Source organism: Mesorhizobium sp. WSM3860 (genome assembly GCF_002294995.1).
Lineage (GTDB): Bacteria > Pseudomonadota > Alphaproteobacteria > Rhizobiales > Rhizobiaceae > Mesorhizobium.
In genome coordinates this window covers 22,547-44,140 of record NZ_NSGF01000033.1, presented here as the reverse complement: position 1 = coordinate 44,140, position 21,594 = coordinate 22,547, and the positions used below count along the sequence as shown (strand labels likewise).

Here is a 21,594-nt window from a genome sequence, read left to right as displayed (position 1 = left end):
CTCCATGATCTCCAGCGGCTTTCCCGCACCAACGGCAACAGCGGCACGCGTTTTCATGAGGCATTCCTCCCAAGGCAGTCGAAGATTTCATGGTTCCGGCGGGCTTGAGACCTGCCTCGCAACAAAATTTCCGTTTTTCTGGTCGCCGTGAGGTCGCAATAGTCGAACGATCCAGCGCATAAGTCTATTCTACCAAGGTCCCCACCCCCGCCCGCCTCGAGACAGCTGCGTTATGGGCGCTCCTCGAGCATCGGTTTGGAACTTCCGCGCGGTTGCCGGCAGGCCGTGACACCGACCTCCTTGCCATGGGAGTAGGACTAAAGCAGAAGCCGAGACGTCCTGCTCACGAGGTTGATAAATCCCGACGGTTCACTAAGCTCGCCTTGGGGCACCTTGGCTTCGCGCTGGTCCGGCAACGATCGGGCTCAGGCGCAAGAACGGTAATTTGTCGATGACAAGCGCGGTGCCGGGCACCTTGGCGGCCCTTTTGTGCTTTCTGTCCCTGACCGCTGGTGCTCCGCGTGCGTTCGCCCAGCAACCGACCGTGCAGCCGGCCGGAGCGATCAAGCCGGACCAGAAGACAACCGAAATCAAGATAGGCTATTTACGGGCCTATGCGCCGCGCCTGACGCTTTCCCTGCTCGACGCGCCGCCGCGTGACGAAGGTGTCGCCGGCGCCAATGTCGCCATTCGCGACAACAACACCACGGGCACGTTCATCAAGCAGAAATTCAGCCTCGACGTCACCGAGATAAGACCGGAAGCCGACGCGGTTCAGGCATTCAACGCGCTGATTGCCAAAGGCGACCGCTATTTGATCGCGGACCTCTCGGCCAAGCAGCTGCTGTCGATCGCCGACATTGCCCGCGACAAGGGCGTGCTGATCTTCAACGTGGGCGCCGCCGACGACAGACTGCGCGAGGAGGACTGCCGCATAAATGTATTCCACATCGCGCCGACGCGAAGCATGCTCGCCGACGCTCTGGCGCAGTATCTGATGGTGAAGAAATGGCCGAACTGGGTGCTGCTCTACGGCTCGCATGATGAAGACCGCCTCTATGCCGACGCGTTGCGCCGCGCGGCAGCCCGCTTCGGTGGCCAGATCGTGGCGGAAAAGGAATTCAAGGATACCGGGACGGCGCGCCGCACCGACACCGGAGCCACGCAGATACAGCAGCAGATTTCAGTATTCACGCAAGACTTGCCGGAGCATGACGTGCTGCTTGTGGCCGATGAAAGCGAGGTGTTCGGGACCTACGTGCCCTACCGCAGCTGGACGCCGCGGCTCGTCGCAGGCACGGCCGGTCTTGTGGCATCGTCATGGCATCCCGCAAGTGAACAGTGGGGCGGCATCCAAATGCAAAATCGCTTCCTGAAGACGGCAGGCCGGCGAATGCTGTCCAAGGACATGTCGGCCTGGACGGCCGTGCGGGCCGTCGGCGAAGCCACCACGCGCACCAATGGCGACGATCCGAAAAAGATCAGCGATTACATCCGCTCGGACGACTTCTCGGTCGCCGCCTTCAAGGGACAGAAGCTGACCTTCCGCAAATGGAATCTCCAGCTTCGCCAGCCGATCCTGCTTGGCGATACCAAATCGGTGGTCTCGACATCTCCCCAGGAGGGCTATCTCCACCAGGTCTCCGAACTCGACACCCTCGGCATCGATCAGCCGGAAACGAAATGCGTTCTCAAGTAGCGCCAATCGGGAGGAATTCGTGCAGAGCCGAGCTTGCGTACTCGCCATTCTCGCAACCGGCGTTATGGCCGGCCCGGCATCGGCCTACACGGCCTACGTCTCAAACGAGAAGGACAATACGATGACCGTCGTCGATACGGCGACCATGCAGGTGGTCAAGACCGTCGACGTCGGCCAGAGACCGCGCGGCATCACCATCTCGCACGACGGCAAGTTCATCTATTTGTGCGCCAGCGACGACAATACGATCCAAATCATCGATACCACGACGCTGCAGGTCGTCGGCACGCTCCCCTCCGGCGACGATCCCGAATTGTTCGTACTTTCGCCCGACGGCAAGACGCTCTACGTCGCCAACGAAAACGACAATCTGGTCACCGCGATCGACGTCGACAGCAAGCAAGTCAAGTCCGAGATCCCGGTTGGCGTGGAACCCGAAGGCATGGCCGTCAGCCCCGACGGCAAGACCATGGTCAACACCTCGGAGACCACCAGCATGGCGCATTTCATCGACACCGAGAGCCATGAGGTAACGGACAACGTACTGGTCGACACGCGCCCGCGCTTCGCCGCGTTCAAGCCCGACGGCTCGCAAGTCTGGGTCAGTGCCGAGGTCGGCGGCACCGTCAGCGTTATCGACAACGCCAAGCGCCAGGTCGTGAAGAGGATCAAGTTCGCGATTCCCGGACTGCGGACCGAAACCATCCAGCCGGTCGGCATCGCCATCAGCGCCGACGGGAAGAAGGCTTATGTCGCGCTCGGCCCGGCGAACCATGTCGCAGTGATCAACACCGAAAGCTACGAGGTGGAAAAATACATACTCGTCGGGCAGCGCGTCTGGCATCTGGACTTCACCCCCGATCAGAAGACACTGATCACAACGAACGGCAATTCCAACGACATCACTTTCATCGATACGGCGACCGAGGAGCCGGTTCAGTCGGTCACTGTGGGTCAGCAGCCCTGGGGCGTGGTCCTATCGCCCAAATAGAAAAGCAACCGGAGGATTAGGCCTGGAAGCCGGGGTCAAAGACGTCAAGCGCGCTAGATAAGGATCCTGAAGGAGCATCCATGCAGCATGCGAGGACGGGGAAAACGGGGAACGGAGCGGCGGCACTCGATGTCGCCGGCGTCAGCCATTCCTATGGTCCGAAGCGGGCGCTCAACGACGTTTCGTTCTCGATCGCGCCGGCGACTTTCACCGCCCTTCTCGGTCTCAACGGCGCCGGCAAGACAACGCTGTTCTCGCTGATCAGCCACCTCTACGACACGCGCCAGGGATCGATCCGCATCTTCGGCCATGACGTCAGCCGTGCGTCCAGCGAGGCGCTCAGGCGGGTCGGCATCGTGTTCCAGGCACGCACGCTCGACCTCGACCTGAGCGTATACCAGAACCTCTCCTATCACGCCTCGCTGCATGGAATCGGGCGGCACGAAGCTCGACAGCGCATTGCAGCGCTGATCGAGACCGTCGACATGAAAGGCCGTCAGCATGACAAGGCCCGGAGCCTTTCCGGCGGCCAGATGCGGCGCATCGAGATCGCCAGGGCGCTGCTCCACCGCCCGTCCCTGCTGCTTCTCGACGAGGCGACTGTCGGTCTCGACATTCAGTCGCGCGCCGGCATTCTCGCCACCATCCGCAAGCTGGTCGAAACCGAGGGCATCGGCGTGCTTTGGGCCACCCATCTCATCGACGAGGTTGATGACGGCGACCATGTCGTCGTGCTGCGGCAGGGTGATCTGGTCGCCAAGGGCAAGGTGGCCGACGTGGTCAAAGCGAGTGGTGCCGCGTCGATCCGTGACGCCTTTTCCAAACTCAGCCGTGGCGAAGCAGCCGCCGACGCGGAGATCTCGCCATGAGCACTTCCGCAATGCCGGAAAAGGTCGGCGCCATCACCCCGGTGAAGTCCGACGCGTTCGGCCTTCGTCATTACCTCATCTGCCTCAAAGGCATTGTCCTGCGGGAAGGCCTGCGCTTCCTCCACCAGCGCGAGCGCTTCATCTCGTCGCTGGTGCGACCGCTCGTCTGGCTGTTCATTTTTGCCGCCGGATTCCGGCAGGTGCTCGGTGTGTCGATCATCCCGCCCTACAAGACCTACGTGCTCTACGAGGTCTACATCACGCCGGGCTTGTGCGGCATGATCCTGCTGTTCTCGGGCATGCAGTCTTCGCTGTCGATGGTCTACGACCGTGAGATGGGCAATATGCGCATCCTGCTGGTCAGCCCATTTCCCCGCTGGTATCTGCTGGTGTCGAAGATGCTCGCCGGCGTCTCCGTGTCGATCGCCCAGGTTTATGCCTTTCTGATCGTTGCCTGGTTCTGGGGCGTCAAGGCGCCGCCGCTCGGTTACCTATTCGTGCTGCCGGCCCTGTTCCTGTCGGGGATGATGCTTTGCGCGCTCGGCATGCTTTTGTCCTCGATGATCAAGCAGCTCGAAAACTTTGCCGGGATCATGAACTTCGTGATCTTTCCCGGCTATTTCGCGTCGCCGGCGCTCTATCCTTTGTGGCGCATCCAGGAAGCGAGCCCGCTGCTTTACAAGCTCTGCCTTGCCAACCCCTTCACCTATGCCGTCGAGCTGATCCGCTTCGCCTTCTACGGGCAGGTCGCCTGGGTGGCGCTGGGTGTCGTCGCCGGGTGCACGCTGCTGTTTCTGGGAGGCGCCATCATCGCCTATGACCCTTCGCGCGGCCTGATAACCCGCAAACAAGGCACGGGAGGAAACGGCTGATGGAACGGATGAGCCTTGTTCGCAGCCTGGTTGCGGCTGTCATGCTCATGCCCATCGCCGGCGCCATGGCCGCGAATACCGATCCGGACTGGCCCTGCATGCAGCGCAAGGTGCCGCAACTCTCGCTCGGCCAAGTCTGGAACGGACCGGAGCTTTCGTCGGCGGCGAAGGGCTGGTCGGAGGACCCTTCCGTCGCCGCCTTGGTCGAAGAGGCGGCCGCTCGCCGGCTGCCGGTCGTGGACGCGCAGAAAAAGATCAGGGATTTCGCAGCCTCACTGCCGGCCGAACAGCTCGCGCCGAAAATGGCGATGCTCGTGCAGGGCATGTTCGACCGTATGGACACCGAGCGTTCGCACGTGATTTCCGGCATTTCCCGCTACGCCCACAAGCAGCTCGAAATGGCCGCCGAATTGCGCAAGGAAGCCTCGGATGTCGATGCGCTGCGGGCAAAACCCGACGCGGATCAGGACGAGGTCGAGCGGCGGACCGACCAGCTGAACTTCGCGACGCGAATTTTCAATGAACGTGCGCAATCGCTGAGTTATGTCTGCGATGTGCCGACGATAATCGAGCAGCGGCTTTACCAGTTGTCCAAGACTATCTCGGAAACGCTTGCCGCGAAGAAATAACGCATGCCGCCCCGCAGCGGTTTTGGGATAACAGGCCCGCCCCGTCAGGATGACCGGCCGGGCAGCACACGCCAGCGCTGCACGAAATAGCCGGGATGTGCCTCCAACCAGCGGGCGACCAGCGGCTGCGCCTGCATGAAGGCCACCCCGGGATTCATGGCCAAGCCGTTCGCTATTTGTTCTCTCTGCTCACAGGTCTGCGGCACGGCCGTCATGCAGACCGTCATCACGATTGTATAAAACATTGCCCCTTCCCCTTCGAATTCCCGAACCCCACGCCCGGGACGCATAGCGATTTGCCTGCAGGGTTAGGCTGCCCATTCGTCTTGATGCGAGTGTGAAAGCGCGCCCTGCCGCTTCACATCGGAACATAACATGTGAGCTTGCCGACCGCCATCGGCGGCGGTCGACTGCCCGTCCTTTCTCGATTTTTCGCACGTTATGGCCCGACGGTATGGCCGCCGCTTTACTCTCCCCGATCGCTGCCGAACACTCGAGCAGTTCGGCGTTCCGATGAACCGCTCCCGCGGACCCTAGTGAGGATGGCGACACGGCCGGCTTCGTTCCGACGCGACGAAGCGAGACACCAGGCTGGCGCCGAGGGCGGCTGATTCGAGCCGTGAAAGAGCGAGGTTACAGTGAAAGAGCGAGGCTACTTGGAGAATTGTTTCAGGTAGGCGATGACGTTGGCGATGTCTTCGTCCTGCTTGAGGCCCGCAAAGGCCATCTTTGTGCCTTTGACCATGGCCTTTGGATCATGGAGATAGGTCTTCAGCGTGGGCTCGTCCCATTTGACGCCAGACTTTCCGGCCGCAGCCATGGCCTGGGAATAGCTGAAACCCGGATGCGTGCCGGCCGTTCGGCCGATGACGCCGTTCAATGATGGACCGAGCTTGTTTTGGTCCTTGTCTGCTACGTGGCAGACCTTGCATTTGGCGAAGACCTTCTCACCCGCCGCGGCATCCTGGGCGTGGGACTGGTTGGTGATGAAAGTCGCTAAGAATACGACGGCGAAAAGTGCGATAGCGCGCATGGCATTTCCTCGTTGATCGTCAAGCAGCCCCGGATGATTTGCAGGCCATTGCTTTGACCAAGTCAACCATACGAAAGTCCACAGCAGCTCCGGCACCGTAGGAGCCGCCCTGTACTTTCGCCTTTGTTGACGGCCTTGGGGCGAACGCGTAGCTTCGGACCATTCTGGATAGTCATGGGCACCTCGGGAATCCGGTCAGGCTGAATTTGTCCAGGCCGAGATTGCCCGGGCGATGGGGGCGGGCAGGATTTCGCCGGAGCGGGCGTCTTTGCGCGCAAGAGGTGCCGAATGAGTGTGGTCGACCTCGTATTGACGGTTTGCCTGAGTGCAAGTCCGGGCTACTGCCATGACGAGCATCTCAATTTCGAGAGCCGCGGCTCCCTGTTTCAATGCATGATGCTGGCGTCCAGCGAAATCGCGAAATGGTCGCAGGAACATCCTACCTTCAAGGTCAGGCGCTGGAAATGCGCTTTCCCGAAGAAGGACCGGGAGATCTGACCGACATCACTGGTTATTGCAGTCTCGGGGAGGAGGCATCATGGTTTCGCGGCGGGAAACGCTCCGTCTGGCAGTCCTTGGAACGGTCGCGATGCTTGGCTCACGCCCCATTGCCGCCTCCGCCGCGTCCAAGGTCCGCATCGGCGTGCTGAAGTTCGGCACGGTGAGCTGGGCCCTTGATACGCTGAAGGACCGCAAGTTCGACGCAGCTAACGGGATCGATGTGGACGTCATCTATTTCGCCGGCGAGGATGCGACCAATGTCGCGATACTCGCTGGCGCGATCGATATGATCGTGACCGATTGGCTGTGGGTCTCGCGACAGCGCTCGGACGGTGGCGATGTCACAATGGCCCCCTATTCGACGGCCGTCGGGGCGATCATGGTGAAGGAGGCATCGCCGGTGCGCACGATCACCGACCTCAAGGGAAAGAAGATCGGCGTCGCCGGCGGACCTCTCGACAAGAGCTGGCTGCTGATACAGGCGCTGGCCAGACGCGACCACGGCCTTGACCTGCCGGCGATCAGCGATGTCGTCTTTGGCGCCCCGCCGCTGATTTCCGAAAAGGCGATTCAGGGCGAACTCGATGCGGTGCTCAATTTCTGGCATTTTTGCGCCCGGCTCGAGGCCAACGGCTTTCGTCGGCTGCTCGGCGCGGACGACGCAGCGCACGCGCTCGGAGCTGCAGGCCCGGTGTCCGCGCTCGGCTATGTGTTCCATGACAAATGGGCGATCGAAAATCCGGACGTCGTCCGCGGCTTTCTCAAGGCTTCCGCCCAGGCCAGGGATCTGCTGGCCAAGTCCGACGAAGAGTGGCTGCGTCTTGCGCCGATCGTCCGAGCAGAGGGCAAGGAACTGGCAAAGCTGCGCGACCGCTATCGCGAGGGCATCCCCAGGCGGCCGGGCGCCGAGGAAGCGGCCGATGCCGGCAGGCTCTATCGGGTGCTGGCCGGGATCGGCGGCGAAAGACTGGTCGGCAGCGCACCGGAGATGGCACCGGGCACGTTCTGGCAGGAGCCCCCGAAATGACCGCAAGGGATACCGGAGGGCGCACGCTTGGTGAGACAGCCGGCATGTCCGGCCGTTCCGGCCCCGCGGCGACGCTGATACCCGCGCTGACGGTGACGATCTCCCTGCTAGGGCTTTGCCTGTTGTGGAGCCTGGCGGCGAATGCCTGGCCGAGCCGTGCCTTTCCCGGACCGGGACAAGTCTGGCAGGTATTGCTGAGAGAGGCTGCGAGCGGCGATCTGTTCTATCATCTCGGCACAACGCTGGCCCGGGTTGCCGCGGCATACATCGTCGCGATGATCGTCGGATCGGTGATCGGCATTCTCCTCGGCAGCCACCGCGGCGCGGACCGGTTCTTCAATCCCTGGGTGATCCTGTTCCTCAACATCCCCGCGCTGGTGATCATCGTGCTGGCCTACATCTGGTTCGGCCTCAACGACGTGGCGGCGATAGGCGCGGTTGCCGTGAACAAGATCCCGAATGTCGTGGTGACCATGCGCGAGGGCGCCAGGGCGCTGGACCCGAGCTACGCCGAAATGGCGGCTGTCTACCGCTTCGGTTTCCTCGACCGCGTTCGCCATATCCTGCTGCCGCAATTGCAGCCCTATCTGGCCGCGGCCTCGCGTTCCGGCATCGCCCTCATCTGGAAGATCGTTCTGGTGGTCGAGCTGCTCGGCCGCTCCAATGGTGTCGGCTTCCAGATTTATCTCTATTTCCAGCTTTTCGACGTCGCTGCCATTCTTGCCTACACGCTGGCATTCGTGGCGGTGATGCTTGTCATCGAACTTCTTCTGGTGCAGCCCGTTGAACGACATGCAGCCCGTTGGCGCCGCCGTCCCACTTAGGGTCGACATCGCCGAAAAGACCTTCAGATCCGCGCAAGGCGTCTCGGTGACGGCGCTTAAAGATCTTTCCTTCGAGGTCCGTCAAGGCGAATTCGGTTGCCTGCTCGGGCCGTCCGGCTGCGGCAAGACCACGACGCTGCGCATCCTGCTTGGGCTCGACAAGCAGTTTTCCGGCTCCTTCCAACTGCCCGAAGGCGGCTCGGGCGGCATCGCCGCCGTGTTTCAGGAACCCACCTTGCTGCCGTGGCGGACAGTCGAGCAGAATGTCAGACTGGCATTGCCGAAAAGCCTGCGAACGAAAAATCTCGACGGGTTGTTCGACACCCTCGGTCTCGCCGGCATGCGCTCGCTCTATCCGGCGGAGCTTTCGCTCGGGCTTGCGCGAAGGGCAGCGCTTGCAAGGGCCTTCGCGAACGAACCGGCGATGCTTTTCCTGGACGAACCTTTTGTCTCGCTCGATGGGCGGACGGCCGAGCAGCTCCGGCGCCTGCTTTTGACCGTGTGGTCTGCGCGGCCTACGACCGCCTTGATGGTGACGCACAATCTGGCCGAGGCCCTGACGCTGTCGGACCGCATCATCGTGCTTGCGCCGCGGCCTGCGCATGTGCTCGGCATTTTCGATGTGCGGCTGCCACGGCAACACCGCAGCCAGCAGGCGATCAGCGGACTGTTGCAGTCGTTCCACCAGAAATTCCCGGGCGTGACCTGATTGCCTGCCGCGGGCGGCATCAGAAAGTTAGAAGCAACGCACGTCGGCTTCCGCCTGCGCACGCTTCAACTCGGTGCGCGCGGCTCTTGCCGGCGCGCTCTCGCGAAACAGGCCTGCATTCTCGCCTGTCGTCAACGACATGCTTTTGAAGGTCTCGGCCCTCTCATAATGGTCGTAAGGGAGGATCGAGGCGATGACGTCGATCGAGCAGGCACAACTCTCCAATGCCTGACGCGTCTGGCCATTCGTCTGCATGCAGCCAAGCACATAGTCGACAATCGTGGCCGTCGGGTAGTCTTCCGCAGTGCCGGCTGGGTTGGCAGAGGCCGGTGTCGATGCAAGCAGGAGCGGCAGGATCGAGAGTCCAACATATCTGATCATGAGAGCTCCTCCAGTTGCCGGATGATGGTGCATCGAGGCTACATCGTCGCGGCCAGTTGGCGACATGCCGCGAGCCCGGTCAACCTCTCATCGCCTCCATATAGGACCAAAGGAGGAATGCCTCGCCAACCGGCAATGACGTTTCACGGCAGCTGCATAACCCACCCAACGGTGCTCCTTTTCGGCCTCTTTTAAAATCTATCTCAATACTGATATCGACAAACGACACCTCGCTCGTATCCTCCGAAATATCACCATATAAAGCTAATATATGTATCACGATGAAATACGGACATCCTAGGTAATCTTGCATGGAGCCCGCTCAAGAATATGCCATGCAATTCCATCAACACTGGAATTCTCTCCCGTTCTTCAATGTTTTGCGACGCAACATAACGATTTTGCGGTGCAAAATTTCCGCAGGGGTTTTTTCTTGCCTGGCATTTTTGAATGACATAGCCTTACCTTGTTTCCGGCTTCAAGGATGTCGCTATTATAGGGAACGGCGGCAGTCTTCGTAGGCCAATTGGGTGGGTGAAGGCTAGACTGAACTGGGTAGAGGATAGGAACGCTCCTCTATTGGTTCGGTTTAGGTCGTGACACGCTGCCGGAAATACTTCCCAAATGACTCGCTTGGACTGCCCGTGGCGGGCTTGACGATCGATTCCCGTTGTTAACCTGGGAGGATTTTGATGCGCGCACTTACGCAAGCTACCTACATTATGACGACCTCGGCGCTATTATCGCTCGGCTCGCTCTATCCGGCGTCAGCCAACGAAGAGCTCGCGAAAATGGCCAAAAACCCGAAAGACTGGGTTATGCAGACGGGTGATTACGCCAACACCCGTTATTCCACGCTCAAGCAGATCACCAAGGAGAACGTGAAGAACCTGCAGGTCAAGTGGACCTTTTCGACCGGCGTGCTGCGCGGCCACGAGGGCGGACCGCTGATTGTCGGCGATGTGATGTATGTTCACGCGCCTTTCCCGAACACCGTCTATGCCCTCGATCTCAACAATGACGGAAAGATCCTCTGGAAGTACGAGCCCAAGCAAGACACGAACGTCATTCCGATCATGTGCTGCGACACGGTCAATCGCGGCGTTGCCTATGCGCCTGCCGATGGCGACCGCCCGGCGATGATCCTTCTTAACCAGGCGGACACCACCGTGGTCGCGCTCGATGCCAAGACCGGCAAGGCCATCTGGTCAGTCAAGAACGGCGAACAGACTGACGGCGGAAAGGGCGAGTCCGGCACGTCCGCGCCCGTGGTCGTCAAGGACAAGGTTCTCGTCGGTGTCTCCGGCGCTGAATTCGGCGTCCGCGGCTGGCTGGCCGCCTACAATCTGAAGGACGGCAAGCTCGCCTGGAAGGCCTATTCGGAAGGTCCGGACGCGGACACCCTGATCGATCCCGAAAAGACCACGCATCTCGGCAAGCCGGTGGGAAAGGACTCCGGCACGAATACCTGGGAAGGCGAACAGTGGAAGACGGGTGGCGGCACGACATGGGGATGGTATTCCTATGATCCCAAGCTGAACCTCGTCTACTACGGCACCGGCAACCCCTCGACGTGGAATCCGGTCCAGCGCCCTGGAGACAATCGCTGGTCGATGACAATCTTCGCCCGCGATGCCGACACCGGCGTGGCCAAATGGGCCTACCAGATGACCCCGCACGACGAATGGGACTATGACGGCATCAACGAGATGATCCTCGTCGACGGCATGGACGTCAAAGGCAAAAAGCACGACGTGCTGGTGCATTTCGACCGCAACGGTTTTGCCTACACCATGGATCGCGCCACCGGCGAGCTTCTCGTTGCCAAGAAGTACGATCCTGCGGTGAACTGGGCGACCGAGGTCAACATGGACCCCAAGAGCAAGGAGTATGGCCGCCCGCAGGTCGTGGCGAAATATTCGACCCAGCAGAACGGTGAGGACACGAACTCGACGGGCATCTGTCCGGCGGCGCTTGGAACCAAGGACCAGCAGCCGGCCGCCTATTCGCCGAAGACCGGGCTGTTCTACGTGCCGACCAACCATGTCTGCATGGACTACGAGCCCTACAAGGTGAGCTACACGGCCGGTCAGCCATATGTGGGCGCCACCGTGTCGATGTATCCCGCGCCTGGCGGTGACGGCAACATGGGCAACTTCATTGCCTGGGATGCGGCCAAGGGCGAGATCGTCTGGTCGAAGCCCGAGCAGTTCTCGGTATGGTCGGGCGCATTGGCGACCGCTGGCGACATCATCTTCTATGGCACGCTCGAAGGCTACATCAAGGCAGTCGATGAGCACGGCAAGGAACTCTACAAGTTCAAGACCCCGTCCGGCATCATCGGCAATGTCACGCCCTTCGAGCACGACGGCAAGCAGTACATCGCCGTTCTGTCCGGCGTCGGCGGATGGGCCGGTATCGGTCTGGCAGGCGGATTGCTTTCGCCCGACCAAGCCGCGGCCTGGCATGGCGCCGTCGATCAGGGCCGCGCGCAAGGCGATCAGGCCGCGGTCGTTGGTACCGCCGGTCTCGGAGCGGTCGGCGGCTACGCAGCGCTTGCCGACTACACGACGCTGGGCGGCCAGCTCACCGTCTTCGGTCTTCCGGATTGATATCCGGCTACGACCGTTAAGACCGGCTTGAAAACAAGAGAGCCCGGCTCCCCGGCTAAACCACCGCCGGGCTCTCGATCTCGCCGCGCACCCGAACATCGATCGATGCCGCTTCGCGACGGTAAACCCTGATCCTTGGCAAATGAAGGAAGCGTCTGAATGTCTGTCCGCATCGCAATTTCCGTCCTCGCCCTGGGTCTTCTGCCTCTGGCCAGCTCAAATCTCGCGCAGGCCGAGGACAGCGCCGAAAAGGCCAAGGCGGTGAAGGAAGAAGGCGGCAAGTATTTCGACGCGGATGGAAACCCGACCTTCAAGATCGAAAACGGAAACGTGGATTGGTACACGTTCAGCGGCTATCGCCGCTATCACTCGGACTGCCATGTCTGTCACGGACAGGACGGGACGGGTTCGAGCTATGCGCCGGCCCTGGCCAACAGCCTGAAAAACATCGACTACCCCACTTTCCTCTCGATCGTCGCCCAGGGCCGCAAGAATGTCGGCAGCGGTAAGGAGAATGTCATGCCTGCCTTTGGCGACAACAAGAACGTCTATTGCTACCTGGATGACCTCTACGTCTATCTGCGCGCCCGGGCCGATGGCGCGGCACCTCGCGGCAGGCCGCCCAAGCACGAAGACAAAGCTCAAGCGGCGAAGGATGCCGAAGCATCCTGCATGGGTGGATGACATGGCCGGCCGCGTCCCATCGAGGCTGCGCGTTATCCTGCCGATCCTCGGCGGGCTCGCCTTGTCGCCGTCAAACGCCGGAGCGCAGGGCGCCGGTCTCGGCGCCGCGGGAGAGCTGGTCGATCCCGACATTCTGCGCGTCTGCGCCGACCCTTCGAACATGCCGTTCACGGACCAGAACGGCCAGGGCTTGGAAAACAAGCTGGCCGAACTGGTTGCAAGGAAGACGGGGCGGAAGTCGGTCGCCTACACATGGTTTCCTACCGTCATCGGCTTCGTGCGCAACACGCTTGCAGCCAACCGGTGCGACGTCATCATGGGCTACGCCCAGGGTGATGAGCTGGTGCAGAACACCAATGCCTACTACCGCTCCTCCTATGTGCTTGTGCATCCAAAGGGCGACGCCCTCGAGGGTGTCGAGACGATCGAGGATCCCAAACTCACCGGCAAGAGGATCGGCGTCGTCGAACGAACGCCGCCGACCGCCAACATGGCCGCCAACAAACTCTTGCGAACGGCGAAAATCTACCCGCTTGCCGTCGATACGCGCGTCACCCCATCGATGGGCGAGGTTGTGCTCAAAGACCTACTCGCCGGCAAGATCGACGCGGCGATCCTGTGGGGACCGATGGCAGGCTACTATGCCAAGCAACTCGGGGCGAATGTTGCGATCGTCCCGCTGGTCAAGGAAAAGACCGGCTCGCGCATGTCCTATCGCATCACCATGGGAGTACGTCCATCCGACCAGGAATGGAAGCGTACGCTCAACAAGGTAATCCGGGAGAACCAGGCAGAGATCAACAAGCTCCTGCTCGACTACAACGTGCCGCTGATCGACGAACATGACAACCCGATCACGCCGACGCCGGGGTGAGCTTGATCGAAGGGGAGAGAGATGGAGGTAAGGAACTGATCCTTGAGCCAGGCAGTTGTGTTTTGTTCCTTTGTTTTTGGCTGTTTGAGAACCCAGTGTTTCATTTGTCCATTTGTGAGGTGATGGACGAGCCATTGTATTGCCCCCAATGGCGTCAATGACGACCGGTCCCTTCGGGCTGGCTAAAGAGGAGAATGCGATGAAGAAGAAGAGCTGGAAGAAACCGACAATGTGCCAGGTTGCCGCGGGCTTCGAGATTTCGCGGTATCTGCCTGCTGAAACGCCTCCCAGGAAGTAGGCCGCAGCGGTGCGTGTCCCTGGCTACGGGGGCATGCATCCCCTTGGCGCTTAAGGTCGTCGCGACGGGGGTTGCCGCGGGAAACGCGGGCGCGAAGCCGTTTGCCGCCGACAATTTGGCGTCGGTCAAATGGGCCGCGGAGCAGACATCGCCATGCGCGTGAAGATCATAGGCTCGGCGGCGGGAGGCGGCTTTCCGCAATGGAACTGCAACTATCGCCTGAGCCGCTCGGCTCGGAGCGGCATGGTCGGCGTGCATCCGCGGACCCAGTCGTCCATTGCCGTATCGGCGGACGGGACAGGCTGGGTTCTGTTCAACGCGTCGCCCGACATTCGCCAGCAGATTGCGCAAACGCCTGAACTGCAGCCCGCGGCCGATGCGCCGCTGCGCTCGACGCCCATCCGCGCGGTGGTGCTGACCAATGGCGACGTCGACCATATCGCCGGCCTGCTCAGCCTGCGGGAGCGGCAGCCCTTCGCAATCTATGCAACGGCACAGGTGCTGGCGACGCTGGCGACGAATTCGATCTTCAACGTTCTCGATCCGGCGATCGTGCCGCGCCGCGTTCTGGCGCCAACGGAGGAACTGGCGATCTGCAACGCGGACGGCCAGGAGACCGGCGTGGTCGTCGACGCCTTTCCCGTGCCCGGCAAGGTCGCGCTCTATCTCGAGGAGAGGGGCGATCCCAGCGCCGATTTCAGCTCCGACACGGGCGATACCATCGGCGTGCGTATCAGCGGGGCTGGCAGTCGTGGCGCTGTCTTTTACATTCCCGGCTGCGCGCGCATCGATGCCGCGCTGCGCAGGCGTCTGGCGGATGCCGCCTGCCTTCTGTTCGACGGCACCGTCTATACAGACGACGAGATGATCATCGCCGGCGTCGGCCAGAAGACCGGTGCGCGCATGGGGCACATCGCAATATCTGGAGAAGCGGGTTCGATCGCCGCCCTGGCCGATGTGAGGATCGGCCGCCGCGTCTTCGTGCACATCAACAATACCAATCCTGTTCTCGACGAGAATTCCGCCGAACACGCGGCGGTCAAAGCGGCTGGCTGGGAAATCGGGAGCGACGGAATGGAGATGGAATTTTGAGCGACTTCCACGACGCGGCGCGAGATGGTCTGTCAAAGAGCGAGCTCGAGGCGGTGCTGCGGCAGGTCGGTGCCGAGCGTTATCACAACCGCCATCCTTTCCATCACAGGATGACCAGTGGCGTCCTGACAAAGGCCGAAATGCAGGCCTGGGCATTGAACCGCTACTGCTATCAGGCCGTCATTCCGCGCAAGGACGCCATGATCCTGGCACATGCCGAGGATCCGGCGTTTCGCGCCGCCTGGCGCAAACGCATCGAGGACCATGACGGCGAAGACGGCTGGAGCGGCGGCATCGCTCGCTGGCTGCATCTGGCGACCTCGCTCGGGCTCGATGCCGAAGCCGTCAAGAGCGAAAGGCTGGCGCTGCCGGCGACCCGTTTCGCCGTCGGCGCCTACCTTTCCTTCTGCACGAACCGCACACTGCTGGAGGCGGTCGCATCGTCGCTGACCGAGATGTTCTCGCCGCTGATCATCGGCGAGCGGGTACCGGCGATGCTGGCCAAATACGATTACATCACCGAGGACACGCTGGCCTATTTCAGCCGGCGGCCCGAACAGGCCTCGCGCGACGCCGACTTCGCCCTTGCCTATGTGCTCGGCCACGCCGACACGGCCGAGCGCCAGCAGCAGGCGATCGATGCGCTGGTGTTCAAATGCGATATATTGTGGGCCATGCTGGATGCGCTTCAACACGCCTATGGCGCGCCGGGAAACCTTCCACCGGGCGCCTTCCGGCCGGAGGCAACCTGATGATGGCGCTGCGTGAAAGAGCCATCGTGTCGCTACGATCGGTGCCATCGCTGCCGAGGCACGTGCGTATGCAATACGATCCCGTGCGGCAGGGCTTCGCCGTGCTTTCGCCGGAGAAGGTATTCTGGCCGAACGACATCAGTCTCGACATATTGCGCCGCTGCGACGGACGGTCCTCGGTCAGCCACATCATCGCCGGTCTTGCCGCCGATTATGATGCCGAACAGGAGGCCGTGGCCGCCGATGTCATCGCCTTCCTGCAGGAATGGTCGGACAAGCTGCTGGTGAAGCTATGAGCGAACCCCTTCTGCCTCCGATCGGCATGCTGGCGGAACTGACGCATCGCTGCCCGCTGCAGTGCCCCTATTGCTCCAATCCGCTTGAATTGCTGAAGGCCAATCGCGAGCTCGACACCCAGACTTGGCTCGATCTCTTCTCGCAGGCCGCCGATCTCGGCGTTCTGCAGGTGCATCTGTCCGGCGGCGAGCCGACGCTGCGCCGCGACCTCGAGCAATTGATCGCCGGGCTTTCGGCGCGCGGTGTCTACACCAACCTCATTACCGCCGGCATCAACATTGCCGAGGGCCGCATCGAGGCCTTTGCCGAAGCCGGGCTCGACCACCTGCAGCTAAGCTTTCAGGGCGCCCGTCCGGCGACCACCGACCGTATCGGCAACCACAGCGGCAGCCACGAAAAGAAGCTGGAGACGGCACGCCGCGGCCGCGCGGCCGGGCTGCCGCTCACCATCAATGCGCCGATCCATCGCCACAACATCGAGGAAGTGCCGGAATTCATCGATCTGGCCCTTTCGCTGGACGCCGAGCGGCTCGAGATCGCGAATGTGCAGTATGCCGGCTGGGCGTTGGCCAATCGCAATGCGCTGATGCCCGAACGCGCAGCGGTCGAGCGGCAGGCGGAGATCGTCGCGGCGGCCCAAGAACGGCTTGCCGGCATCATCAACATCGATTTCGTCCCGCCGGATTATTTCGCCGTCTATCCCAAGCCGTGCATGGGCGGCTGGGCGCGCGACGCCTTCATGGTGACGCCCGATGGCACGGTGCTGCCCTGCCATGCCGCGCAGACCATCCCTTCGCTCCGCTTCGAGCGTTTCGGAGAGCGCTCGCTGGCCGAGATCTGGACCAATTCACCCGCATTCAATGCCTACCGCGGGACCGAATGGATGCAGGAGCCGTGCCGAAGCTGCGAGCGGCGCGAGATCGATTGGGGCGGCTGCAGATGTCAGGCGATGGCGATTGCCGGCGATGCCGCTGCGACGGATCCGGTCTGCATCAAGTCGCCGATCCACGCCCGCATGGCCATGCTCATCGACGAAACGCGCCGCGCCTCGGCAGACAGTGCGGCGGACGAACCCTTCATTTACCGTCGTATAGGAGCCGTGACGGAACTCGCCTGACACAGCTTTCCTCTAAGCGGTTCCCGATACCGTCATAATCGGAAATCTAGCCGGGCGGGATTTGCGCGAAAGCGTGTCGCCTGAATCCGTTTCAGCGCGAGGCGCTTTAGAGAGGATCAAGGCGCAGTTTGTCCCGGGCGATCTTCCAGGCGGATTCGACGTGGCGCCGTGCCGCGGCTTCGGCCTCCTGCGGCTTACGCGCCCGGATTGCATCCATGATCGCGTTCATCTCGGCGATCGCCGGCTCGCGCCGGTTTGCCGAGGCGATCGTCATCGAACGCAGCTGGTTGATGCGCACATTCAACCCGCTGACGATCTCCCAGGCGACACGCTTGTCCGCAGCCTCGAACAGCGCTTCGTAGAACTTCGTCGTCGCGCGCATCACCGCCGGCGGTTTCCCCGAGGCCCAGGCCTCGAAGAGCTCGCTGAGGGCGTGCTCCAGTACGGCCAGCTGCCCATTGGTAGCCGATTGCGCGCAGGCGCGCGCCGCGATGCCTTCGAGCAAAGCCCTAAGCTCATAGATCTCGTCGGTGCGGCCGATGTCCGGCTTGGCAACCGCCGGACCGTGCCCGGGGATCATCTGCACCAGGCCCTCCGCCTCCAGTTGCCGCAAAACCTCGCGCACAACCGATCGGCTGACGCCAAGCTGGTCGCAAAGCGGCCGCTCGACCAGCCTTTCGCCGGGCTGGAAATGAAAATCCATTATGGCCTCGCGCATGCGCTCGAGCGCCAATGTTCTCAAGGTCTTGGCGCTGCGATCGATGCGAAGCGTGTCGTCCTGCATGTCTCTGCTCCCTCCACGCCACGAAAACAGATTCCATGGCCGGTTGACAAGATATCTGGCGCTCCATAGTATGGTATACCATAAGACGACAGAGGAAATAGCGCTCTGTCGAGCGCCACCCGACAGAGGTTTCGATGCAGCCGGCCATTCGCAAGATCGTCACCTACAGCGAGAACACGCTGATCGAAGGCGGCAAGGCAGCTCCCAGGCCGCTGCGCCTGATCGGCGTCGCCGCCGTGCTGACGAACCCCTGGGCGGGTCGCGGCTTCATCGAAGATCTTTCGCCCGAGATCCGCGCCTTTGCGCCGGTGCTTGGAGAAACCCTGACCAGCGAGATCGTTGCCGCCGCCGGCTCGGCCGAGGCGATCGAGGCCTACGGCAAGGCCGCGATCTGCGGCACGTCGGGCGAGGTCGAGCATGCCTCGGCGCTGATCCACACACTGCACTTCGGCAATCATTATCGCCGCGCCGTCGGCGCCAAGACTTATCTCGCCTTCACCAATCTGCGCGGCGGGCCGAACACACCCATCATGATCCCGCTGATGGACAAGAACGACGAGGGCCGCCGCTCGCATTATCTTACCGTGCATTTCCAGATCGGCGACGCACCGGCGCCCGACGAGTTGGTCGTGGCGCTCGGTGCTTCGATCGGCGGCCGTCCTCACCATCGCATCGGCGACCGCTATCAGGACCTCAAGGAAGTGGGCGACCTGCATGGCTGACGCCGTCGCACCTGGATGGACCCGGGCCGCCACGCCCGACGGAACCGGCTTCATCCGCGCCGGATCGGGCGCGCCGGTGCTGTTCATCCACGGCGTCGGCATGAACGCGACGATCTGGCAGCCGCAGATCGAGCGAATGGCCGGCCGCTTCGACCTGATCGCCATCGACATGCTTGGCCACGGCCAGTCGCCGCTGCCGCCGCAGGATCCGGAACTCGCCGACTATGCCGGGCAGGCGATCCGGCTGCTCGATCATCTCGGCCTCGACAAGGTTTCCGTCATCGGTCACTCGATGGGGGCTTTGGTTGCGCAGGAACTCGCGCTCCAAGCGCCGGAGCGCATCCGCCGTGTCGTTTCGCTCAACGCCGTGTTCCGGCGTCCGCCTGAACTCGCCGAAGCGGTGCGCAAGCGCGCGGCGGCGCTCACCGGCCACGGCGATGCGGCGGGGGTCGCCCAGACCATCGCCCGCTGGTTCGGCGATCCGGTTCCAGCCGAGCTCACGGCGGCCGCCGGGAAGGCGGCGGCGGCGTTGAGCGAGGTCGACCCCGAAGGCTACGCCCGCACCTATCGCCTGTTCGCCCGCGCCGACAGCGACCACGCCGAGCGCCTGCAGACCCTGGCCATGCCGGCCCTGTTCATCACCGGCTCCGAGGACAAGAACTCCTCGCCGGAAATGTCGGCCGCCATGGCGAGGCTCGCGCCGCGTGGCCGCTGCAGCGTGCTTCCTGGTCAGAGGCACATGATGGCGGTCGCGGCACCCGACCTCGCCACACGGCACATCGTCGAGTTCCTCAACGAAGGTGAAGGCTTGGAGCCGAGCGACGGAGCAGCAGCGGGTGCCAGCTTCGACAGCGGCGAGTTCCGGCGCGCGCTCGGCTCCTTCCTAACCGGCGTCACCATCGTCACCACGATCGGCTCGGAAGGCGAGCCGCGCGGCTTCACCGCCAACTCATTCACCTCTGTGTCGCTCGATCCGCCGCTGGTGCTGGTCTGCATCGCCCACAAGGCGCTCGGTCATCCCGTGTTCGCGACATCGAAGAGCTTCGCCATCAACATTTTGAACGAGAGCCAGAAGGCGGCCTCCGGCATCTTCGCCTCGAAGGCTGCGGATAAATTCGCTTCGGTCGACTGGCGTCCGGGGCAGACCGGCAGTCCGGTTCTCGACGGCTCGGTCGCAACCTTCGACTGCGATATGGAGCGGCTGGTCGAGGCGGGCGACCATTCGATCCTGATCGGCCGCGTCCGCGACTTCCAGCACAATTCCGCGCAGCCTCTCGGCTATTGCCGCGGCGCCTACATCACGCCCGGCCTTAGTCAGGAGGCGCTGGCCGCCGCCCAGCCCGGCACCGATGTCGGCGCCATCCTCGAAAACGGCGGCCGCATACTGTTCCTGGAAACCACGGACGGCTTCCTCGAACTGCCGCGCGGCCGGGGGCTTGGCTCGGCAAGCGACGGCAAGAGCCTCAACGGACTTCTGGCCGCAAAGGCCATCGAGGCCCAGCTCGGCTTCCTCTTCGCCGTATGGGACGACGCAGGCAACCCCTCGCGCACGCATGTCTATTATCGCGGTACCTTCGACGTGCCGGCTTCCAGCGATCGCGGCATCCGGCTGATCGACATCGACGCGATCGACGGGTTGAAGATCGCCGATCCGGCTATTCGCTCGATGCTCACCCGCTATGTGCGCGAATGCACCGAAGACGCATTCGGCGTCTATGTCGGCAATGAGGTCGAAGGCGAGGTAAGGCCGCTCGCCAGGACCGTCGCCCTCAATACAGGTGACCAGGGATGAAGTTCTCGCTCTTCGTGCATATGGAACGCTCGGATCTAGCCAAGCCGCATTCGGAGTTGTTGAGCGAGCTGGGTGAGCTGGTCCTGCTGGCGGAAGAGGCGGGCTTCGAGACCGCCTGGATCGGCGAGCATCACGGGATGGAGTTCACCATCTCGCCCAATCCGTTCATCAACATCGCCTATCTGGCGGCCAGAACCAGCCGCATCCGTCTCGGCACAGGAACCATCATCGCGCCCTTCTGGCACCCGATCAAGCTTGCCGGCGAGGCGGCGATGGCCGATGTCATCACCGGCGGCCGGCTCGACATCGGCATCGCGCGCGGCGCCTACAGCTACGAATACCAGCGTGTCTTCCCGGGGCTCGACGCCTGGGGAGCCGGCCAGCGCATGCGGGAGATCATTCCGGCGATCCGCGGCCTCTGGGACGGCGATTACGAGCTCTCCGGCGAGTTCTGGCAGTTCCCTTCGACCACCTCCTCGCCGAAGCCAGTGCAAAAACCCTACCCGCCGATCTGGGTGGCGGCGCGCGACCCGAACTCGCACGACTTCGCGGTCGCCAACCAATGCAAGGTGCAGGTCACGCCGCTGGCGTCCGGCGACGACGAGGTGGCGAGCCTGATGCAGCGTTTCAACGCCGCCTGCGCCGCGCATCCCGAAATCCCGCGTCCGGAAATCATGCTCTTGATGCACACATTCGTCGCCGACGACGCCGCCGATGCCGATCGGCTGAGCCAGGATCTGTCGAACTTCTACTGCCAGTTCGGCGCCTGGTTCCAGAACAAGAAGCCGGTGCACCAGGGCATTTTGGAACCGCTGAGCGCCGAAGAGATCGCGGCCATGCCGCAATACGCGCCGGACAAGATGCGCCAGAACCTGGTGATCGGCGAGGCGGACGAGGTGATCGCCCGGCTGAAGGCCTATGAGGCGCTCGGCTACGACCAGTATTCGATCTGGATCGACAGCGGCCTTTCGCACGAGCGCAAGACGAAATCGCTGCAACTGTTCATCGACCGGGTGATGCCGGCCTTTCTCTGAT

The 21,594-nt window shown here is 62.4% G+C and carries 23 protein-coding genes; 19 read left to right on the top strand and 4 right to left on the bottom strand.

The genetic code is table 11. The annotated features are described in order from the left end of the window. Positions 1-451 precede the first annotated feature (451 nt). The 5 genes from CK220_RS29735 (at position 452) to CK220_RS29715 (ending at position 5,060) form a co-directional block, all read left to right on the top strand. Positions 452-1,699, top strand: a complete 1,248-nt coding sequence (locus CK220_RS29735; RefSeq protein ID WP_095814938.1) for an ABC transporter substrate-binding protein — start codon at positions 452-454, stop codon at positions 1,697-1,699. A gap of 19 nt (positions 1,700-1,718) precedes the next feature. After that, positions 1,719-2,690: a YVTN family beta-propeller repeat protein gene (locus CK220_RS29730; RefSeq protein WP_095814937.1), complete on the top strand. Its 972-nt coding sequence runs from the start codon at positions 1,719-1,721 to the stop codon at positions 2,688-2,690. Between the two features lie 80 nt (positions 2,691-2,770). Then, positions 2,771-3,559: an ATP-binding cassette domain-containing protein gene (locus CK220_RS29725; RefSeq protein ID WP_095814936.1), complete on the top strand. Its 789-nt coding sequence runs from the start codon at positions 2,771-2,773 to the stop codon at positions 3,557-3,559. 11 nt (positions 3,560-3,570) lie between these two features. Then, on the top strand, positions 3,571-4,431 hold the full coding sequence (locus CK220_RS29720) for an ABC transporter permease (RefSeq protein ID WP_176479258.1): 861 nt from the start codon (positions 3,571-3,573) through the stop codon (positions 4,429-4,431). Continuing rightward, on the top strand, positions 4,431-5,060 hold the full coding sequence (locus CK220_RS29715) for a hypothetical protein (protein ID WP_095814934.1): 630 nt from the start codon (positions 4,431-4,433) through the stop codon (positions 5,058-5,060). The genes CK220_RS29720 and CK220_RS29715 overlap by 1 nt, the downstream gene beginning before the upstream one ends. A gap of 44 nt (positions 5,061-5,104) precedes the next feature. Here the strand turns inward: CK220_RS29715 and CK220_RS29710 are convergent, their stop codons facing one another. Then, positions 5,105-5,305, bottom strand: coding sequence for a hypothetical protein (locus CK220_RS29710; protein ID WP_095814933.1), 201 nt, complete (start codon positions 5,303-5,305; stop codon positions 5,105-5,107). A gap of 407 nt (positions 5,306-5,712) precedes the next feature. Then, positions 5,713-6,093 (bottom strand): cytochrome c family protein, encoded by a 381-nt coding sequence (locus CK220_RS29705; protein ID WP_095814932.1) that lies wholly within the window; start codon positions 6,091-6,093, stop codon positions 5,713-5,715. Between the two features lie 288 nt (positions 6,094-6,381). Here CK220_RS29705 and CK220_RS29700 point away from each other — a divergent pair, with 288 nt between their 5' ends. From CK220_RS29700 to CK220_RS29685, 4 genes are all read left to right on the top strand, one after another. Further along, positions 6,382-6,591, top strand: a complete 210-nt coding sequence (locus tag CK220_RS29700; protein ID WP_095814931.1) for a hypothetical protein — start codon at positions 6,382-6,384, stop codon at positions 6,589-6,591. A 91-nt stretch (positions 6,592-6,682) separates the two neighbouring features. Beyond that, positions 6,683-7,621: an ABC transporter substrate-binding protein gene (locus CK220_RS29695; RefSeq protein ID WP_245429449.1), complete on the top strand. Its 939-nt coding sequence runs from the start codon at positions 6,683-6,685 to the stop codon at positions 7,619-7,621. Continuing rightward, positions 7,618-8,445, top strand: a complete 828-nt coding sequence (locus tag CK220_RS29690; protein ID WP_095814930.1) for an ABC transporter permease — start codon at positions 7,618-7,620, stop codon at positions 8,443-8,445. The genes CK220_RS29695 and CK220_RS29690 overlap by 4 nt, the downstream gene beginning before the upstream one ends. After that, positions 8,414-9,154 (top strand): ATP-binding cassette domain-containing protein, encoded by a 741-nt coding sequence (locus tag CK220_RS29685; RefSeq protein ID WP_095814929.1) that lies wholly within the window; start codon positions 8,414-8,416, stop codon positions 9,152-9,154. Before CK220_RS29690 ends, CK220_RS29685 begins: the two co-directional genes overlap by 32 nt. A gap of 27 nt (positions 9,155-9,181) precedes the next feature. On the opposite strand, the gene CK220_RS29680 is transcribed toward CK220_RS29685, so the two are convergent. Beyond that, positions 9,182-9,535, bottom strand: a complete 354-nt coding sequence (locus CK220_RS29680) for a hypothetical protein (protein WP_095814928.1) — start codon at positions 9,533-9,535, stop codon at positions 9,182-9,184. Between the two features lie 722 nt (positions 9,536-10,257). On the opposite strand from CK220_RS29680, the gene CK220_RS29675 reads away from it, so the two are divergent. From CK220_RS29675 to pqqE, 7 genes are all read left to right on the top strand, one after another. Further along, the gene (locus CK220_RS29675; RefSeq protein ID WP_245429451.1) at positions 10,258-12,147 is read left to right on the top strand and encodes a methanol/ethanol family PQQ-dependent dehydrogenase; all 1,890 of its coding nucleotides are present in this window, start codon (positions 10,258-10,260) and stop codon (positions 12,145-12,147) included. Between the two features lie 159 nt (positions 12,148-12,306). Beyond that, positions 12,307-12,831, top strand: a complete 525-nt coding sequence (locus CK220_RS29670; protein ID WP_095814926.1) for a c-type cytochrome, methanol metabolism-related — start codon at positions 12,307-12,309, stop codon at positions 12,829-12,831. Between the two features lies 1 nt (position 12,832). Next, positions 12,833-13,705 carry a substrate-binding domain-containing protein gene (locus tag CK220_RS29665; protein ID WP_176479256.1) on the top strand — a complete coding sequence of 291 codons (873 nt, stop codon included), beginning with the start codon at positions 12,833-12,835 and terminating at the stop codon, positions 13,703-13,705. Positions 13,706-14,156: 451 nt separating this feature from the next. Next, on the top strand, positions 14,157-15,095 hold the full coding sequence (gene pqqB, locus CK220_RS29660) for a pyrroloquinoline quinone biosynthesis protein PqqB (RefSeq protein ID WP_095814939.1): 939 nt from the start codon (positions 14,157-14,159) through the stop codon (positions 15,093-15,095). After that, a complete protein-coding gene (pqqC, locus tag CK220_RS29655) occupies positions 15,092-15,847 on the top strand; it encodes a pyrroloquinoline-quinone synthase PqqC (protein ID WP_095814924.1) in 756 nt (251 codons plus the stop codon). The genes pqqB and pqqC overlap by 4 nt, the downstream gene beginning before the upstream one ends. Beyond that, complete coding sequence (gene pqqD / locus CK220_RS29650) at positions 15,847-16,143, top strand: pyrroloquinoline quinone biosynthesis peptide chaperone PqqD (protein WP_095814923.1); 297 nt, start codon at positions 15,847-15,849, stop codon at positions 16,141-16,143. Before pqqC ends, pqqD begins: the two co-directional genes overlap by 1 nt. Next, positions 16,140-17,261 carry a pyrroloquinoline quinone biosynthesis protein PqqE gene (gene pqqE, locus CK220_RS29645; protein ID WP_095814922.1) on the top strand — a complete coding sequence of 374 codons (1,122 nt, stop codon included), beginning with the start codon at positions 16,140-16,142 and terminating at the stop codon, positions 17,259-17,261. The genes pqqD and pqqE overlap by 4 nt, the downstream gene beginning before the upstream one ends. 106 nt (positions 17,262-17,367) lie before the next feature. On the opposite strand, the gene CK220_RS29640 is transcribed toward pqqE, so the two are convergent. Next, complete coding sequence (locus CK220_RS29640; RefSeq protein ID WP_095814921.1) at positions 17,368-18,045, bottom strand: GntR family transcriptional regulator; 678 nt, start codon at positions 18,043-18,045, stop codon at positions 17,368-17,370. A gap of 134 nt (positions 18,046-18,179) precedes the next feature. Here CK220_RS29640 and CK220_RS29635 point away from each other — a divergent pair, with 134 nt between their 5' ends. The 3 genes from CK220_RS29635 to CK220_RS29625 are packed head-to-tail and all read left to right on the top strand — an operon-like array spanning position 18,180 to position 21,593. Further along, a complete protein-coding gene (locus CK220_RS29635) occupies positions 18,180-18,767 on the top strand; it encodes an amino acid synthesis family protein (protein ID WP_095814920.1) in 588 nt (195 codons plus the stop codon). Beyond that, positions 18,760-20,559: an alpha/beta fold hydrolase gene (locus tag CK220_RS32880; protein ID WP_095814919.1), complete on the top strand. Its 1,800-nt coding sequence runs from the start codon at positions 18,760-18,762 to the stop codon at positions 20,557-20,559. Before CK220_RS29635 ends, CK220_RS32880 begins: the two co-directional genes overlap by 8 nt. Further along, positions 20,556-21,593, top strand: coding sequence for an LLM class flavin-dependent oxidoreductase (locus tag CK220_RS29625; protein ID WP_095814918.1), 1,038 nt, complete (start codon positions 20,556-20,558; stop codon positions 21,591-21,593). The genes CK220_RS32880 and CK220_RS29625 overlap by 4 nt, the downstream gene beginning before the upstream one ends. Position 21,594: the final 1 nt, after the last annotated feature.

Coding starts and splice junctions, on each gene's coding strand:
- pqqB (WP_095814939.1), top strand. CDS start 14,157: ATGCGCGTGAAGATCATAGGCTCGGCGGCGGGAGGCGGCTTTCCGCAA.
- CK220_RS29725 (WP_095814936.1), top strand. CDS start 2,771: ATGCAGCATGCGAGGACGGGGAAAACGGGGAACGGAGCGGCGGCACTC.
- CK220_RS29670 (WP_095814926.1), top strand. CDS start 12,307: ATGTCTGTCCGCATCGCAATTTCCGTCCTCGCCCTGGGTCTTCTGCCT.
- CK220_RS32880 (WP_095814919.1), top strand. CDS start 18,760: ATGGCTGACGCCGTCGCACCTGGATGGACCCGGGCCGCCACGCCCGAC.
- pqqE (WP_095814922.1), top strand. CDS start 16,140: ATGAGCGAACCCCTTCTGCCTCCGATCGGCATGCTGGCGGAACTGACG.
- CK220_RS29715 (WP_095814934.1), top strand. CDS start 4,431: ATGGAACGGATGAGCCTTGTTCGCAGCCTGGTTGCGGCTGTCATGCTC.
- CK220_RS29640 (WP_095814921.1), bottom strand. CDS start 18,045: ATGCAGGACGACACGCTTCGCATCGATCGCAGCGCCAAGACCTTGAGA.
- CK220_RS29690 (WP_095814930.1), top strand. CDS start 7,618: ATGACCGCAAGGGATACCGGAGGGCGCACGCTTGGTGAGACAGCCGGC.
- CK220_RS29675 (WP_245429451.1), top strand. CDS start 10,258: ATGACGACCTCGGCGCTATTATCGCTCGGCTCGCTCTATCCGGCGTCA.
- CK220_RS29735 (WP_095814938.1), top strand. CDS start 452: ATGACAAGCGCGGTGCCGGGCACCTTGGCGGCCCTTTTGTGCTTTCTG.
- CK220_RS29680 (WP_095814928.1), bottom strand. CDS start 9,535: ATGATCAGATATGTTGGACTCTCGATCCTGCCGCTCCTGCTTGCATCG.
- CK220_RS29705 (WP_095814932.1), bottom strand. CDS start 6,093: ATGCGCGCTATCGCACTTTTCGCCGTCGTATTCTTAGCGACTTTCATC.
- CK220_RS29720 (WP_176479258.1), top strand. CDS start 3,571: ATGCCGGAAAAGGTCGGCGCCATCACCCCGGTGAAGTCCGACGCGTTC.
- CK220_RS29685 (WP_095814929.1), top strand. CDS start 8,414: ATGCAGCCCGTTGGCGCCGCCGTCCCACTTAGGGTCGACATCGCCGAA.
- CK220_RS29695 (WP_245429449.1), top strand. CDS start 6,683: ATGCTTGGCTCACGCCCCATTGCCGCCTCCGCCGCGTCCAAGGTCCGC.
- CK220_RS29635 (WP_095814920.1), top strand. CDS start 18,180: ATGCAGCCGGCCATTCGCAAGATCGTCACCTACAGCGAGAACACGCTG.
- CK220_RS29625 (WP_095814918.1), top strand. CDS start 20,556: ATGAAGTTCTCGCTCTTCGTGCATATGGAACGCTCGGATCTAGCCAAG.
- CK220_RS29700 (WP_095814931.1), top strand. CDS start 6,382: ATGAGTGTGGTCGACCTCGTATTGACGGTTTGCCTGAGTGCAAGTCCG.
- CK220_RS29665 (WP_176479256.1), top strand. CDS start 12,833: ATGGCCGGCCGCGTCCCATCGAGGCTGCGCGTTATCCTGCCGATCCTC.
- CK220_RS29710 (WP_095814933.1), bottom strand. CDS start 5,305: ATGTTTTATACAATCGTGATGACGGTCTGCATGACGGCCGTGCCGCAG.
- pqqD (WP_095814923.1), top strand. CDS start 15,847: ATGATGGCGCTGCGTGAAAGAGCCATCGTGTCGCTACGATCGGTGCCA.